This window comes from Caulobacter sp. UC70_42 (assembly GCF_044056025.1).
In the GTDB taxonomy this organism is placed as follows: domain Bacteria; phylum Pseudomonadota; class Alphaproteobacteria; order Caulobacterales; family Caulobacteraceae; genus Caulobacter.
Map to the genome: position 1 here is coordinate 598,977 of NZ_CP171994.1, position 15,505 is coordinate 614,481.

A 15,505-nucleotide genomic window follows, 5' to 3' on the forward strand; every position below is an offset into this window, starting at 1 on the left:
TTGTTCGCCGAGGTTCTCCCCTCAGCGGTAGTCCAGACGCCAGGTGATCTTGAAAGGCGTCGCCGGGTCGGTCGGCGCGCCATGGCAGACGACCTTGGTCGTCATGGCGCCGGTCGCGGTTCGGTATTCCTTGTCCTGGCCGACAGGGCCGGACTGGCAGGATTTCAGGCCCTCGACGGCGAAACGGCGGACCGCCCCGTCGGCGAAGGTGGTGACCGCCCCGGCCTGCTTGGCGCCGCCCGAAAACGACCCCAGCTGCAGCTCGATATCCTTGACCTTCACGCCGGCGGCCGGGGTGAAGACGTCGGTGCGGGTGATGCGGCCGGGCTCCAGCACGTAGGTCGTCTTGACCGAGACGCGCTTGTCGGCGACCGGGGCGCGTTCGCCCATCCGGTCCAGTTCGTCCTGGCGCCAGGAGACGGTGGTCCTGGCGCCCTTGGCCTCGACCCTGGCGTCCTTGAAATAGGCCAGCGGCATCAGGGCCGAGCCGTCCTCCAGGGTCAGGCGTGGCGTCAGGAACGGCGCGACGCCGTCCGGCGAGGCCGCCAGCATCCCGGGCGAGAACGGGATCGGAAAATACGGATTGTGCATGTGCTGGCTTTCGCCGCCGTTGATCACCGGCAGGCTGACCAGCCGCGCGCCATCACGGACCGAGACCAGCAGGCGGTCGTAGTCGCCGCGCTGGAACCATGTGACCTGTCGCCGGGGCAGGCTCGCCAGGCCCTCGGCCCAGTCGTTGGCGGGCGCCTTGCCGCCATAGCCCATCCGCGTCCAGTGGGCGCTGGTGTAGGCGTACTGGTGGGCCAGGGAGAGGTTCTCGCCGAGGATCCGGAACTTGCCGCGATAGTCGTCGGTGCGCCGGCCGCCGTCCCAGAGGTTCACCGAGCCGGTCTTGGGATCCTGCCAGAACGCCGCGTATCGTTGAGCCGCGCGGGCGGAATAGGCGTAGGCCAGATCCTTCTCCCGCGGCGTCAGCAGGTCCAGCACCGCCGCGGCGGTCAGCACCTCGATGATCGCCGTCTCGCCATAGGGACCGATGCTGCGGCCGTATTCGAAACCTTGTCCCTGGGCGTCCAGGCGCATCAGCATCACATCGGCGGACTTGCGCAGCCAGGTGAGAACCTGCTGCGGCGGCTTGCCCCCGGTCTCGATGAAGCGCTGGGCGATCTCGCCGGCCAGCAGCACGCTATAACGGTCGAAGCGCCCGTCCCCATCGGTCTCGTCGGCGAAGCCGTATTGGCCGGAATAGAGGTCGTAGTGTTCGGCGATCTTGGCGTAGAGCTTCTCCGCCGGCGCGCCATCCTCCCAGCCCATGCGCGCGCGCAGGCGGGCGATGGCGAAGGCCACGCAGTAGTAGTTATTGGGGTGGTCGATCAGCTGGTAGGTGTCGACGTCGACGAACATCCGCCAGTCCAGCCGCACGCGCAGCTTGGCCAGGGTCAGCGGGTCGACGGCGTCCTTCAGCCGGCCAGCCTCGCGCAGCTTGTTCAGCGCCGACAGGTAGTAGTAGGCGCCCCAGCTGTCGTTGGCGTCGTCGGCCGTCAGCTTGGCGATCTTGCGGAAGTCGGCGAGGTAGGCCGGCAGGCGCGGGTCGTTGTCCGGCAGGGTGATCAGGAAGTCGACCAGGCCCATCGCGATCTTGCCCGGCAGGAACTTGTCGCTGCCGTTGAACACCGGCGTGCCGTCCAGCTCCAGCTTGCGGCCGTCCTTGACCAGCTTCAGCAGCAGTTGCTCGGTCTGGGGCTGGATGCGATCGCGGACGGTGACGTCGTAAGGGGGAATGGCGGCGGCCGGCGCTTCGGCCGCGTGGGCGGCGAGGCCAGAGCCCAGCAGGATCAAGGCCGCGATCGAAACGCCGTGGGCGACGCTGGTAACCGGTGTCAGGTGCAAGTCAACGATCCTCCCCGAGTGGCCATTCGACCTTTCTCTTGACCGTTCCGACGCGCTTGGCGGCGGCATCCTCAATCGAAATCGAAAGTTTTTTCGGACTTTTCGCTGACGCGCGCGTCGGGCGGCGAACCGCTCGGACTTCACCGATGGGCCCCTACGGCGCGGCGTGCAGCTCGACCGTCGTGGCGGTGCTCTTGGCCCGCACGGGGAAGTAGGACTGGATCGCCTCGACGAACGCCCGGCTCTGACCCGCATAGAACCTGCCGCTGATCCGCAGCCTGGCGAGACGAGGATCGGCGACCACGACTTGCAGGGTTGAGTAGCGGTTCATCTCGGCCGCCGCGTCGGCCAGGGCGACGTCGTCGAAGATCATCTGCCCCTGGCGCCAGGCCAGGAGCCGACCGAGGTCGGCGCTCGCCGGACGACCTGCCTGCAGGCCGTCAACCATCAGCAGGGACTGCCCCGGCCGCATGACGGCCAGAACCGTGGCGCTCTCGTGATCGCTGACCGCGACCTTGCCCTCGGCCAGGACGACCGTGGTTTCGCGGGGCTCGCGGCGGACCGAGAAGGCGGTGCCCACGGCGGTCACCGTACGCGGGCCGGCATGCACCCGCAGCGGCCGGCTGGCGTCGTGAGCGACTTCGAAATAGGCGCGGCCGGCGACCAGATCGATCGACCGCGCCTCGGCGGTGTAGCGGACCCTCATGACCGTCAACGCATCCATCGTGACGCGACTGCCGTCGGACAGGGTCAGGGTGCGTTGCTCGCCGAGCGCGGTCTGAAACAGCGCCCCCTGCCCGGCGCGATGGCGCATCCACCAGAGGCCGCCGACCGGTGCTGCGATGGCGCCCACCACCCCGGCGGCGACCGCCCGGCGGCTCCAACCGGACCGCCTGGCGCGGGCGCGCTGCAGAGCCTCACGTCGCAGGGTCAGCACGCCGTCGGTCCCGGCTCCCTCGCCCATCAGACGCCAGACCGCCTCGGCGCGGGCGTAGGCCTCTTCGTGCGCGGGATCGTCGGCCAGCCAGCGCGTGAAGCCGGCCTCGTCGGACGCGGCCCCGCCCAGCCGGCGCGCGGCCCAGCCCGCGGCGGTCTCGTCGATCAGGATCTGTCGCGGCGGATCGAACACGGGCCTAGCTCTGAAACGGATCGACCCCGCGCATCAGGTGCGCCAGGGCCTTGATGATGTACTTTTCGACCGAACTGACGGAAACGCCGAACGCCTTGGCGATCTCAGCGTGTTTCCAGCCCTCCAGCCGGTGCAGGATGAAGGCGTCCCGCGTGCGCTCGTCCAGTTCGGACAATCGCCGCATCGCCGCCTGCAAGGCCTGCCTGTCTCCCAGGACGCGCTCGGGCGAAATGCCCTCGAAACGATCCTGACGAAGCTCGGTCTCGTCGAGGTGGTCGCGGAACGTCTTCCGCCGTCGCGAGCGGTCGCGCAACAGGTTGACCGCCGTCCGGAAAACGAACGCCTCTGGATTGTCGATGTCCGCGCCGTCGGACCGTCGAACCAGGCGCAGGAACACCTCCTGCACCAGATCCTCGGCTTCGTCGCGCGACCTCACACGGCGCTCGAAATAGGCGGTCAGCGGCCCGCGGTAGGCCTCCGACAGCCGCTGGAGGCGGGCCTGCTCGCGCGGATCGAGTTTGAGCTGCGCGGCCATCCCTACGAAAAGTCCTCCCGAAGACGCGGATCTTCGCCGCGCTCACTGGGTTTCGACGCGCCAGTCCGCCAAATCCTCAACGCGCGCGCGCTCATTCTTCAGTAATCCACGGCAAGGCGCAGGCCAACGTGGCGACCGCTGTCGCGCGCGGGCTTCCAGTGCGTGGCCATGGCCGGCTGGCCGTCGGCGCCGACGAGGTTCCACTGCGTGTCCCGGCCGCGCGTCACCGCGAACCGCGCGTCCAGCAGATTGCCGACGAAGCCGGTCAGGCGCCAACCCTGTCCGCTCACCCCCGCGGAGACATCGAGGACGCCATAGGCCGGCTCGACCGAGGCCGGATCCTGCAACAGGCTGTAGACCACCCTCGAGCGCCAGCGGTAGCCGGCGGTGAGCTCCAGCAGCCTGTCCCCGCCCAGGGGCTTGCGATAGAGGGTGTTGAGGGTCAGCGACCAGCGCGGGGCGTTGAACAGGGGCTTGCCGCTGAGATCCTGCTTCCCGCCTACGCAGCCCTGCGCGGCGGTCTGGCCGAAGTAGCAGGCGGCGCCGTCGAAATCGGTCATGATCGCGCGGCTGTAGGCCGCCGCGCCGTCCAAGGTCAGGCGAGGACTCAGACGCGCGCTGAACTCGCTCTCGATGCCCTCGGCGCGCAGGCTGCCGATGCTGTTCAGAACGTTGAGGCCCGTGGCGTCGTCGCGGCTCTGGGCCTGGAAACCCGAGAACCGCTCCCGATAGGCGGTCAGGTTCAGGCTGAGGTCGCGATCCGGCGAGACGGCCCGCAGCCCGACCTCATAGCTGCCCACGGTCTCCGACGCGACCGGCTGCTGGGCGGCGATGGCGTCCGCGATGGGGCGGCCGGCATAGGGTCCGGAGGTCGCGAGCGTACGCGTCGTCAGGCTGCTGGTCAGGTCATAGGCCCGGCCCTTGTAGCCTGTCGAATAGCTGGCATAGGCCGTCACGCCCGGCGTGACCTTGCCCTGCACGCCGACCCGCCCGCTGAGCGCGGTGTCGCTGTGACAGGTCTCGACTGGCAGAGTCGGGCTGACGCGCGAGCAATCCGGCGCGCCATAGGTGACCCCGTTGCCCAGGTCGTCGAACCGATAGCCGATCTTCTCGTGGCTGAGCCGCAGGCCCGACAGGATCGAGACGTTTCCGTTGACCGCGTAGGCTCCCTGTCCGAACGCCGCGATCGTCCGGCTGGAGGTCCGGGCCAGGTAGCGCGAATAGGCCGTGCTGTTGGTGGTCGGGAGCGACGGCAAGCCGTTGTAGTCGCCCAAGCTGTTGGAGCCGCGCACGAAGTAGCGCTCCGACCGCGTCCGCCCGACATAGACGCCGGCGACATAGTCCCACGCCCCCCCAGCGGGGCTATTCAGGCGCACCTCCTGGTTCTCGGCGCGTATGCGGAAATAGCCGCCGTTGGCCGAACCGCCGCGCGGCGCCCGAGGCGCGATCAGGCTGTAGTCCAGGTCGGTCGCGTCCGTGTCCTGCCGATCGTAGAGGTAGTAGCGATTCACCGAGGAGATCGAGGTCAGCCGCCAGGAGCCAACGGTCCCGCCTACGCGCAGGTTCACGCCCTTGTCGCTGGCGTTGCCGCGCGCATTGACGTCGTAGCGGGCGAAGTGGTTGTCGGGTCCGGGAACGATCCCGCGCAGAACCGCCTCGCGCGACAACTCGGCCCGCCCTTGCGTGGCCTGCGGTGAGATATAGGTGTCGGCGCCCACGCAGCACGAGGCCAGCGACCGGGTGAAGTGCGGCGTCAGGGTGATCGCCCAGTTGTCGCCCGGCGTCCAGACCAGCTTGCCCCGCAGGTTGAGATCCGACTGGCCGTTCAGCCACTGCCGGGTCGCCAGGTTGAAGACGTTGCCACGGTACCGGCTGTAGGCGGCGGACAGCCGGAACTTCAGGGTGTCGCTCACCGGCCCGGTGATGCTGGCCTGCAGTCGCCGTTCGTGGTCGTCGGTCAACATGGTCTCGGCCCGCGCGGCGAAGACGTCGCTGGCCGGGTTGGTGGTGATGTAGATGACGCCCGCCGAGGCCGACTTGCCGAACAGGGTGCTCTGCGGACCGCGCAGGATCTCGACCTGCCGCACGTCGGCCAGGGCGGTGAAGGCCATGGCCTGAAAGGCCTGCGGAACGTCGTCGATCACCACCACCACGCTGGGCTCGGCGCCGATCGAATAGGAATAGGTGCCCACGCCCCGGACATTGATGCTGTTGTTGCCCGGCTGGGTGGTCTTCGAGATCGTCAGGGTCGGGGCCAGCTTGGTCAGGTCGTCGAAGTCGCGTACGCCAGCGCGGTCCATCATCTGGCTGGACAGCGCCTGCACCGAGGCGTCGGACAGGCCCAGGGTCTCGACCCGCTTGCCCGAGGTGACGACCACCGCCTCCAGACCGACGACCGGCTCGATCTCCTGCGCGTGGCGGACCACGGGCGAAGCCTCCTGCTCCCGTCGCGCCGCCGGCTTGACGCGGTAGATGACGATGACGCCCGAAGGGGTCTTGCGAAAGGCGAGATCGGTGCGAGCCAGCAAGGCGCTCAGCGCGCGCTCGGGACTCATGCGGCCGCGCAGGGCCGGCGCGCGCTGGTCGGCGGTCAGGTCCGGAGCGTAGAGGAGTTGCAGGCCGGTGGCCTGACCGAACCGTTGCAGGGCGAGGCCGAGGCTGGAAGCGTCCTGGTCGAAACTGGCCGCCGCCTGTTCCGCGAGCGCGTGCGCGGGGATCAGCACGGCCAGGGCCAGGAGCCCCCCCACGCACCCCAGGCGACGAGCGCGGAACGCGCGCGGAAACATGCCGACCTCCCCAATTGCGGATCTCCGCCCGCTCGGCGCGCGATCCTGACGCGCGGTCCATTCTCCTTATAACGCCAGTAGCTTGTGCTCGGCCCCGGCGCCATCCCCGTGGCCAGCGCGGCGATGATCCGTTCACGCGCGTCAGCCCCACGACGGCGACGGGCCGCGGCCCCAGAACCGTTCGGCCATTGAAACCCCGGGCTAGCGCCGGTCGTCAACCCGCGAGCGCAACCGCCGCCAAGGCCGGCGTGGCGGCCAGCAGCGCCTGGGTGTAGGCGTGCTGGGGCGCGGCGAAGACCGCCTCGACCGTCCCGGTCTCGACCACCCTGCCCTGCGACAGCACCAGTACGGTATCGGCGATCTGCTCGACGACCGCCAGATCGTGGGTGATGAACACGCAGGCGAAGCCGTACTGGGCCTGCAGGGCCTGGAAGAGATCGAGCACCTGAAGCTGGATGGTCATGTCCAGCGCCGAGACCGGCTCGTCGGCGATCACCAGGCGCGGTCGCGAGACCACGGCGCGGGCTATGGCCACCCGCTGGCGCTGACCGCCGGACATCTGGTGGGGATGACGGTCGGCGAAGCCGCCCAGGCCCACCTCCTCCAGGATGCGCTCCACCCGCTCGCGACGTTGGCGCGCGTCGAGGCCCGGAACATTGCGCAGCGCCGCGGCGATGATCTGGCCCACCCGCCAGCGCGGATCCAGGGAGGAGAACGGGTCCTGGAACACCAGTTGGGCGTCGCGACGAAACGCGCGCATCTGCTCGGGGCGCATCCTGGCGATGTCGACGCCATCGAAGGTCACGGCCCCCTCGGCGATCGGCTTGAGACCCAGCATGGCCCGCCCGAGCGTCGATTTTCCGGAGCCGCTGGCCCCGACGACGGCCAGGATCTCGCCAGCGCGGACGGCCAGATCCACGCCATGCACGACGCGCTTGGGCGGTCCGGCCCATAGCAGGCCCGGCTTGCCGGCATAGTCGATGCAGCAGCCCTTGACCGACAACAGCACCGGCGCGTCCGGCGCCAGGGCCTGGCGGCCCTCCGATCGGCGCGGCAGCGAGCCGACCAGGCGCTGGGTGTAGGGATGCTCGGGCGCGGTCAGCACCTGGCGGGTGTCGCCGGCCTCGACCAGCTTGCCCTTCTCCAGCACCACCACCCTCTCGGCGTACTTGGCGACCAGGCCCAGGTCGTGGGTGATGAGGAGAACGGCGACCCTATAGTCCCGCGCCAGCTCGACCATCAGCTCCAGCACCTCGCGCTGACTCAGCGTGTCCAGCGCCGTGGTCGGCTCGTCGGCGATCAGCAGGCGGGGTTTGAGCAGCATGACCGAGGCCAGCATGATCCGCTGGCGCATGCCGCCGGAGAACTCGTGCGGATAGGCGGCCAGGCACTTTTCCGGATCGGCGATCTGGACCCGGCGCAGCATCTCCGGGCATTGGCGGCGGATCTCGGCCTCGGGCAGCTTGCGGTGCAGGCGCAGACCCTCGGCCAGTTGCTTGCCAATCGGAATGGCCGGGTTCAGCGAGACCATCGGCTCCTGGAACACCATCCCGATGTCGCCGCCGCGCACGGCCCTCATCTGGTCGGGCGACAGGGCGGTCAGTTCCCGGCCCGACAGCTGGATCGACCCGCCCGTCCGCCGCACGCCCGGCGCCAGCAGGTCGAGCACGGCCCGCGCGGCCATGGTCTTGCCGCTGCCGGAACTCGCCGACGATGGCCAGCACCTGGCCTTCGGCCAGGTCGAGGCTCAAGCCCTCCAGCAGCGGCGGCCGCGGCCGCTCGCGCGAATGGACATCGGCCTCGATGCGCAGGTTGGAAAGCCGCAGCAGCGGCGTCGCGGCGGTCATGCGTCCCTCCGAGGGTCGAGGCGGTCACGCAGGGCGTCGCCCAGCAGATTGACGCCCAGCAGGGTCAGGGCGATGCAGACGCCCGGGGTCACGCTGAGCCAGCTGGCGTTCTCCATGTAGGGCCGGGCGGCGCTGAGCATGTTGCCCCAGGTCGGCGCGGGCGGCGGGACCCCCACGCCCAGGAAGCTCAGGGCGCTTTCCGACAGCACCACCCAGCCAAAGAGACTCGTGGCCAGCACCACCACCGGCGGCAGGGCGTTGGGCAGCACATGGCGGACCATGGTGTAGAGGGCGCCGTCGCCGACCACCTTGGAGGCCTCGACATATTCGCGCTCGCGGATCGACAGCACCGCCCCGCGCACCACCCGCACGATCGAGGGCAGGTAGGCGACGCTGAGCGCCAGGATGATGCTGCCGCGATTGGAGCCCAGCACCGCGATCAGGGCCAGGGCCAGCAGCATGCCGGGAAACGCCAGGATGGCGTCGTTGACGCTCATGATCACCCGGTCGACCCAGCCGCGCAGAAAGCCGGCGATCGCCCCAATCAGCGTGCCGGCGATCACGGCCGCGGCGACGACGCCCAGCGCGATGGTGACGCTGATCCGCGCGCCCAGCATGGCGCGGCTCAGCACGTCGCGGCCGAACTCGTCGGAACCGAACCAGTGGGTCCAGGACGGCGGCGCCAGGGGATGGGCCAGGTCGATGGCGATCGGATCGTAGGGCGTCCAGACATAGCCGAGCAGGACGACGACCAGCAGGCCGCCCACCAGCAAACCGCCGATGACGGCGTTGGGCTTGGCGCCGGAGAGCATGGAGGGTTTCATTGGGCGGTCACCCGCGGGTCGAAGAGCGGATAGCAGAGGTCGACGACGAGGTTGACGGCCACGTAGACGACGGCGGTGAACAGCAGGCAGCCCTGCACGACCGGGTAGTCGCGGCCGAGGATGGAATCGACCATCAGGCGGCCCAGGCCCGGCAGGGTGAACACGGTCTCGATCACCGCGATGCCGCCCAGCAGGTGCCCCAGGATCAGGCCGACCAGGGTCAGGGTCGGGGCGAAGGCGTTGGGGAACACGTGGCGGCTTAGCACCGTGAATTCCGAAAGCCCCTTGGCGCGGGCGTGAGTCACATATTCCAGCCGCAGAACGTCGATGGCGCTGGAGCGCATCATGCGGGTCAGCACGCCGCTCTCGGTGATCGTCAGAGTCAGGATCGGCAGCACCAGGAAAAGCGCCGCCTCGACCGCGCTCTCCGAGAACGGCACATAGCCGACCACCGGCAGCCAGCCGAGCTTGAGGCCGAACACCAGCAGCAGGATCAGGCCCAGCCAGAAGCTGGGCACGGCCAGCACCAGGCTTGCGGCGCCGACCACGGCCAGGTCGAGCGGCGTGTCGCGCCGCCAGGCGGCCGCCAGGCCGGCGATCACGGCGATCACGGTCGCGGCGCTGACCGCCACCAAGACAACGATCGCGGTCAGCTGGAAGCGTTGCCAGATCAAGACGGAGACCGGTTCGCTGGTCAGGATCGAGTGGCCAAGATCACCCCGCAGGGCGTGTTCGACCCACAGGATGAACTGCACCGGCAGCGGCTGGTCCAGGCCCAGGTCCTGGCGCAGCGCGGCCAGGGACGCCGCGTCGCCGGCGTCGCCCAGCATGACCAGGGCCGGATCCCCGGGGATCAGCCGGATCAGGAAGAACACCGCCAGCGCCACCATCAGGAGGGTTGGCAAGGTCAGCAGCAGGCGTTTGAGAATATAGCTGAGCATGTCTGGTTTCTTTCCGGGCTCAGCGCAGGCCAACGCCCCACAGGCGCTGCTGTGCGGCGGGCCAGCCCTTGTAGCCGGTGACGTTCCGCCGGACGGCGGCGATGCGCGAGCTGCTGAACAGCACGATGGCCGGGGTGTCCTCCATGAAGGCGCGCTGCAGGTCATCGAAGGCGGCCTGGCGATCGGCGGGGCGCTCGACCTCCATCGAACGGCGCAGCAATGCCCGCGCCTGCGGCGTGCTCCAGGCCTTGCGCGGGTCCTTGGCCTTGTCGCCGATCAGCAGCCCGAAGTTCAGCGACGGGTCCAGGCGCGCCGAGAACGGCAAGACCATCGCCTGGTACTGGCCGGTGGCGTAGCGATCCAGCTGGCTGGCCCAGTCCAGGGTGTCGATCTGGATGTTGATCCCGGCCTGGGCCGCCATGGCCTGGATCAGCACGGCCGCGTCGAAGCACTGCGGGTAGCGGCGGTTGGTGACCAAGCGGATCGGCTGCCCCTTGTAGCCGGCGGCCTTGGCCAGGCGCCGGGCTTCGGCCAGATCGACCCGTCGCTGAGAGGCCTGCACCGGGCCGAAGAACGGGCTGACAAGCGGCACTGGCGAGGTGTTGCCCTTGGCCGTGCCCCAGGTCACCGCCTTGGCGAGGCCAGCCGTATCGATCGACAGGGCGATGGCGCGGCGCAGGCGCGCGTCGCCGAGCACCGGATCCTGGGTCTGGAACAGCACCGCGTAGAGATCCATCGTCGGATTGATCTCCAGCCGCACGCCCGGCTTGCCCCGAACCCCGGCCAGCTCGGTGGGGCTCAGCGCGTCCAGAACGTCGAGACTGCCGCGCAGCAAGGCTGCGCGCGCCGCCGAACCGTCGGGGATGATCAGAAAGCGGACCTTGTCCACCAGGGCGTGCTTGCCGCCGGTGTTGCCGTCGCGGGGCCCGGGCAGGGCCGCGTAGCGGGCGAAGCGCGACAGCTCGATGAACTGGTTGCGCTTCCATGTGGAGACCTCGAAGGGACCGGTGCCGATCAGGCGGCGGATCGCGCCATCGGATCCCACCGAGTCCGGATGCAGGATCCCCGTGCCGCCGCAGTCGTTGCGCGCCAGGGTCTTGAGAAACATCGGGGCGGGCCGGGAAAGTCGGATCACCACGGTTCCGGGATCGGGCGCGGTGATCGACTCGATCCTGGTGATGCCCTCGTCGCCGAACTCGAAGCGGCAACGCCAGCGCGTCTTGGGGTCGAGATAGCGCTTCAGGGACCAGACCACCTCGGCCGAGGTCAGCGGCGCGCCATTCTGAAAAGTCACGCCCCGGCGAAGCGCGAAGGTGTAGGTCCGCCCGTCCGGAGACACCGTCCAGCGGCTCGCGAGCATCGGCCCGATCGAACCGTCCTCCCGCGAGGCCACCAGCCCCTCGACGACGTGCAGGATCACCGCGTCGGTGTTCTCGTCGCGGCGCGCGCCCGGATCCAGGGACAAGATGTCGGCGTTGAGGCGGGCGCGCAGCACTGTCTCTGCCCGCGCGGCTCCCGCCAGGCCCAGGCAAACCGCCAGGACCGTCGCCAAATGGACGAAAACGCCTGACGGCTTCATTGCTCGCACTTCCCCATCACACACCCCGGAGCCTGGCGGTCCACCCGCCAACCATGGCCTTCGTCTCTTCCGGACAGGCTCTGAACCCTATATAAATGTTTTCTCAGTGTCGAAAAGACAAAATGCCAACACCGCACGCGACAGCGCCGCACGCCGCACTTCTGGGCAGGATATGATCAGCCAAGGATCATGCCGGCTGCTTGCCAGGATGCGCCGACGCGGGCGACAACAGGACGAAATCCTTGCGCGTGGCTCAAGGTGTGTGGCGTTAGAAGATTCAGGGAGTTGAAGGCGACGCGCGATGGTTCCACGGACAAACAGGAAGCCGCCCGCCGAAACCAGCGCCAAGGCCGCGGGATCGACGGGACGCGGCCCTAGCCGCCTGCAGGCCGACCTTGCCGCGCGCATCCTTCGCCTGCTGAAGGAGCAGGGCGCGGGTCCTGGTCATCACCTGGTCGAACTGGATCTGTGCGAGCATTTCGGCGTGTCGCGCACGCCCATCCGCGGCGCCCTGAAGCTGCTGGCCGACCAGGGCGCGGTCGAGGCCCGGGCCAATCGCGGCTTCGTGCTTCTGGAGCCGGTGATCGCCGCCCCCGAGATCGATCCGGTCAACCTGCAGGAGGAAGACGACCAAAGGCTGGCGGTCGCCATCGCCCAGGCCCGCAACGTCGGACGCCTGGCGGCCGACTGCACCCAGCAGGAGATCATGCGTCTGTTCGACGCCAAGCTGCCGCAGGTGCTGCGCGTCCTGCGCCGCCTCTCGGCGCTTGGCCTCGTCGAACGCAAGGCCGGCAATGGCTGGACCTTCCTGCCCTCAATCGACTCCGCGCGCGCCCAGGCCGAAAGCTACGCCTTCCGCCACGCCCTCGAACCGGCCCTGCTGGTGCAGCCGACCTTCTCGCTTGATCGGGGATGGTTGGCCGAATCGCGCGCCAAGCACCTGGCGTTCCGCGAGCGCCCCTGGCGCGATGTCCTGGCGGTCGAATTCTACGAGATGAACTCCGACTTCCACGAGGGCCTGGCCCGCTGCTCGGGCAACCGTTTCATGCTCGCCGCCGTCCAGCAGCAGATCCAGCTTCGCCGCTTCCTCAACTACAATTGGGAATATGGCGTCGAGCGGGTTCAGGAATCGATCACGGAGCACCTGGAGATTCTCGACGCCCTGGACGCGGGCCACAACGAGCGAGCCTCGGCCCTGATGCGCAACCACCTGACGACCAGCGCCCATCACGGGGTCATGAATCCCGATCACGCCAAGCCCAGCTGAGTTTGATCGCCTAGAGTGCTCTAACCTGGCGCGGCCAGGCCGGTGATGTCGGCCGTCTGATCGACCAGGCGATCGGCCTCGAAACTGGCCACCGGATAGGCGCAATAGTCCGCCGCGTAGTAGGCGCTGGGGCGATGATTGCCCGAGGCGCCCAGACCGCCGAACGGCAAGGTCGCCGCCGCGCCGGTGGTGGGCCGATTGCGATTGACTACCCCGGCCCGGGCGCGATCGAGGAAGATCTCCCAGAGCGCGTCGTCCTCGGTGATCAGGCCCGCGGCCAGGCCATAGGCGGTGTCGTTGGCCCGGGCGATCGCCGTCTCGAAGTCGTCGACGCGGATCACCTGCAGCACCGGACCGAAGATCTCCTCGTCGGCGACGTCGACCTCGGTGACGTCGAGGAGGGTCGGGGCGACGAAGGCCGGCGACAGACCGGCCGGCAGCGTCCCCGCGAACAGGACCCGCGCGCCCCGCGCCACGAGGGCCGCGACCGCCGCCCGCACGCGGTCGGCGGCGGCGACCGAGATCAGCGAGCCCATGAAGCGCGGCTCCTGGCTGTCCCACTCGCCGATGGTCAGGCGCGCGACCAGCGCCAGCAGCGCCTCGAGGATGGCGTCGCCACGCGGACCGCGCGGCAGCACCAGGCGGCGCGCGCAAGAGCAGCGCTGGCCTGCGGTGAAGAAGGCCGACTGGGCGATCACCGAGGCGGCGGCGGCGGGGTCGCCATCCCAGGCGATCAGGGGATTGTTGCCGCCCAGTTCCAGCGCCAGGATCACCTCGGGCCGGTCGACGAAGGCCCGGCGGAAGTGGGCGCCGGCGGCGGCCGAGCCGGTGAACAGCAGGCCATCGATCTTGCCCGCGATCAGCGCAGCGCCGGTGTCGCGGCCCCCCTGCACCAGATTGAGGACCCCGCCGGGAAGGCCCGCTTCCTGCCAGGCCCGCGCCAGGTTGGCGCCGGTCAGCGGCGTCTCCTCCGAGGGCTTGAACACCACCGTGTCGCCGGCCAGCAGAGCCGGGACGATGTGGCCATTGGGCAGGTGACCAGGGAAATTGAACGGCCCCAGCACCGCCATCACCCCGTGGGGGCGATGACGCAGCACCGAGCGGCCGAAGGCGGCTTCGGCGGCGCGCGAACCGGCGCGTTCGGCCTGGGCGCGGATCGACACCTCGACCTTGCCGACCATGCCGGCGACCTCGGCGCGGGCTTCCCACAGCGGCTTGCCGGTCTCGCGCGCGATGTCTCGCGCGATGTCCTCGGCGCGGGCTTTCAGGCGTTCGCCGTAGGCGCGGGCCAGCGCGATCCGCTCTTCCAGCGCCGTGGCGGCCCAGGCGGGAAAGGCCCCGTGCGCGGCGCGCAGGGCGTCCTCAGCGTTCGAGGGCGTCGGCCGCCGCGCCACTCCAGACCGTCTCGCCCCTGGCGGGATCGGTGGAGGCGAAGACTTCGCCGCGTCCCTCGCGCCAGGCGCCGTCGATGAACAGGCTGGCCATCGTCAGGCCGCCCGGATCGGGGCCGCGCCAAAGGCGTCGCAGGTCTGCTCCAGCCGTTCGAGCGCGAAGTCGGCTTCCTCCCTCGACAGGATCAGCGGCGGCAGAAGGCGGATGCAATTGTCGCCGCCGCCGGCCACCAGCAGGCCCCGGTCCCGCGCCGCGGCCATGAACTCGCGATTGTTGGGTTTCAGCTTCAGGCCGATCAGCATGCCCTTGCCCCGCCGCTCGACGAAGACGTCGGGGCGACGGCGGATCAGGTGATCCAGTTCGACGGCGAGGTGATGACCGACACCACGCGACAGCATCAGGGTCTCCGGTCGCGAGATCTCGTCGAAGGCGGCGATGGCCACGGCCATGGCCAGGGGATTGCCGCCGAAGGTCGAGCCGTGGGCGCCGGGCGTCATGCCCTTGGCCGCCGCTTCCGTCGCCAGGCAGGCGGCGACGGGAAAGCCTGACCCTAGGGCCTTGGCCAGGGCCATGATGTCGGGCTCGACACCTTCGAACCACTGGTGGGCGAAGAGCTTGCCGGTGCGGCCCATGCCGCTCTGCACCTCGTCATAGATCAGCAGGACGCCGTGCTCGGTGCAGAGCGTCCGAAGGCGCTGCAGGAATTCACCGCTCAGCGCGCGGGCCCCGCCCTCGCCCTGCACGGGCTCGACGATGACGGCCGCGGTCGTGTCGGCGGCGATCGCCGCTTCGATGCCGGCCGCGTCGCGGACATTGAGCTGAAGATAGCCCGGAAGCCGGGGACCGAAGCCCTCCAGATAGGCGGCGTTGCCCGACGCGTTGACGGCCGCATAGGTCCGCCCGTGGAACGAGCCTTCGAAGCCGATGATGTCGATGCGCTCGGGCTGGCCGTTGGCCGCGTGATAGCGGCGCGCCGTCTTCAGCGCGCACTCAACGGCTTCCGAGCCGGTGTTGGCGAAGAACACCCGGTCGGCGAACGAGGCGGCGACGAGGCGGTCCGCCAGCGCGTTCTGCTGCGGAATCTGGAAAATGTTGGAAACGTGCCAGAGGTGCTGGGCTTGCTCGGTCAGCGCCGCGACCAGCGCCGGATGGGCGTGCCCCAAGGCGTTGGTCGCCACCCCGCCCACGCAGTCGAGATAGGTCGAGCCGTCTTCGGCGAAGACCCAGGCGCCGCGTCCGCTGACCAGGGCCAGAGGCGCGCGATTATAGACGTTCATCAACGGGTCGGACATGTCGGGACGCTCCAAAACGCAAG

10 protein-coding genes and 2 pseudogenes are annotated in these 15,505 nt (G+C 69.4%); 1 reads left to right on the forward strand and 11 read right to left on the reverse strand.

Annotated features, from left to right (window positions below; all coding sequences use genetic code 11):
* Positions 1 to 21 precede the first annotated feature (21 nt).
* The 9 genes and pseudogenes from ACHMW8_RS03200 to ACHMW8_RS03240 form a co-directional block, all read right to left on the reverse strand.
* Positions 22 to 1,890: a hypothetical protein gene (locus tag ACHMW8_RS03200; RefSeq protein ID WP_395444725.1), complete on the reverse strand. Its 1,869-nt coding sequence runs from the start codon at positions 1,888 to 1,890 to the stop codon at positions 22 to 24.
* A gap of 154 nt (positions 1,891 to 2,044) precedes the next feature.
* Positions 2,045 to 3,019, reverse strand: coding sequence for a FecR domain-containing protein (locus ACHMW8_RS03205; protein WP_125155411.1), 975 nt, complete (start codon positions 3,017 to 3,019; stop codon positions 2,045 to 2,047).
* Between the two features lie 4 nt (positions 3,020 to 3,023).
* The gene (locus tag ACHMW8_RS03210) at positions 3,024 to 3,554 is read right to left on the reverse strand and encodes an RNA polymerase sigma factor (protein ID WP_125155410.1); all 531 of its coding nucleotides are present in this window, start codon (positions 3,552 to 3,554) and stop codon (positions 3,024 to 3,026) included.
* Positions 3,555 to 3,652: 98 nt separating this feature from the next.
* A complete protein-coding gene (locus ACHMW8_RS03215) occupies positions 3,653 to 6,340 on the reverse strand; it encodes a TonB-dependent receptor domain-containing protein (RefSeq protein ID WP_395444726.1) in 2,688 nt (895 codons plus the stop codon).
* Between the two features lie 214 nt (positions 6,341 to 6,554).
* Entirely contained in the window at positions 6,555 to 7,349 is a 795-nt protein-coding gene (locus ACHMW8_RS03220) for an ATP-binding cassette domain-containing protein (protein WP_395445882.1), read from the reverse strand.
* Between the two features lie 30 nt (positions 7,350 to 7,379).
* A pseudogene (locus ACHMW8_RS03225) lies at positions 7,380 to 8,033 on the reverse strand (ATP-binding cassette domain-containing protein); the annotation flags it as partial.
* 150 nt (positions 8,034 to 8,183) lie between these two features.
* A complete protein-coding gene (locus ACHMW8_RS03230) occupies positions 8,184 to 8,999 on the reverse strand; it encodes an ABC transporter permease (RefSeq protein WP_125155836.1) in 816 nt (271 codons plus the stop codon).
* Positions 9,000 to 9,007: 8 nt separating this feature from the next.
* Positions 9,008 to 9,952, reverse strand: a complete 945-nt coding sequence (locus ACHMW8_RS03235; RefSeq protein ID WP_125155407.1) for an ABC transporter permease — start codon at positions 9,950 to 9,952, stop codon at positions 9,008 to 9,010.
* A 19-nt stretch (positions 9,953 to 9,971) separates the two neighbouring features.
* Entirely contained in the window at positions 9,972 to 11,531 is a 1,560-nt protein-coding gene (locus tag ACHMW8_RS03240) for an ABC transporter substrate-binding protein (RefSeq protein WP_395444727.1), read from the reverse strand.
* Positions 11,532 to 11,832: 301 nt separating this feature from the next.
* Here ACHMW8_RS03240 and ACHMW8_RS03245 point away from each other — a divergent pair, with 301 nt between their 5' ends.
* A complete protein-coding gene (locus ACHMW8_RS03245; RefSeq protein ID WP_395444728.1) occupies positions 11,833 to 12,798 on the forward strand; it encodes an FCD domain-containing protein in 966 nt (321 codons plus the stop codon).
* 20 nt (positions 12,799 to 12,818) lie between these two features.
* On the opposite strand, the pseudogene astD reads toward ACHMW8_RS03245, so the two are convergent.
* Positions 12,819 to 14,283, reverse strand: a pseudogene (gene astD / locus ACHMW8_RS03250) (succinylglutamate-semialdehyde dehydrogenase).
* A gap of 2 nt (positions 14,284 to 14,285) precedes the next feature.
* Complete coding sequence (locus ACHMW8_RS03255; RefSeq protein WP_395444729.1) at positions 14,286 to 15,482, reverse strand: aspartate aminotransferase family protein; 1,197 nt, start codon at positions 15,480 to 15,482, stop codon at positions 14,286 to 14,288.
* Positions 15,483 to 15,505: the final 23 nt, after the last annotated feature.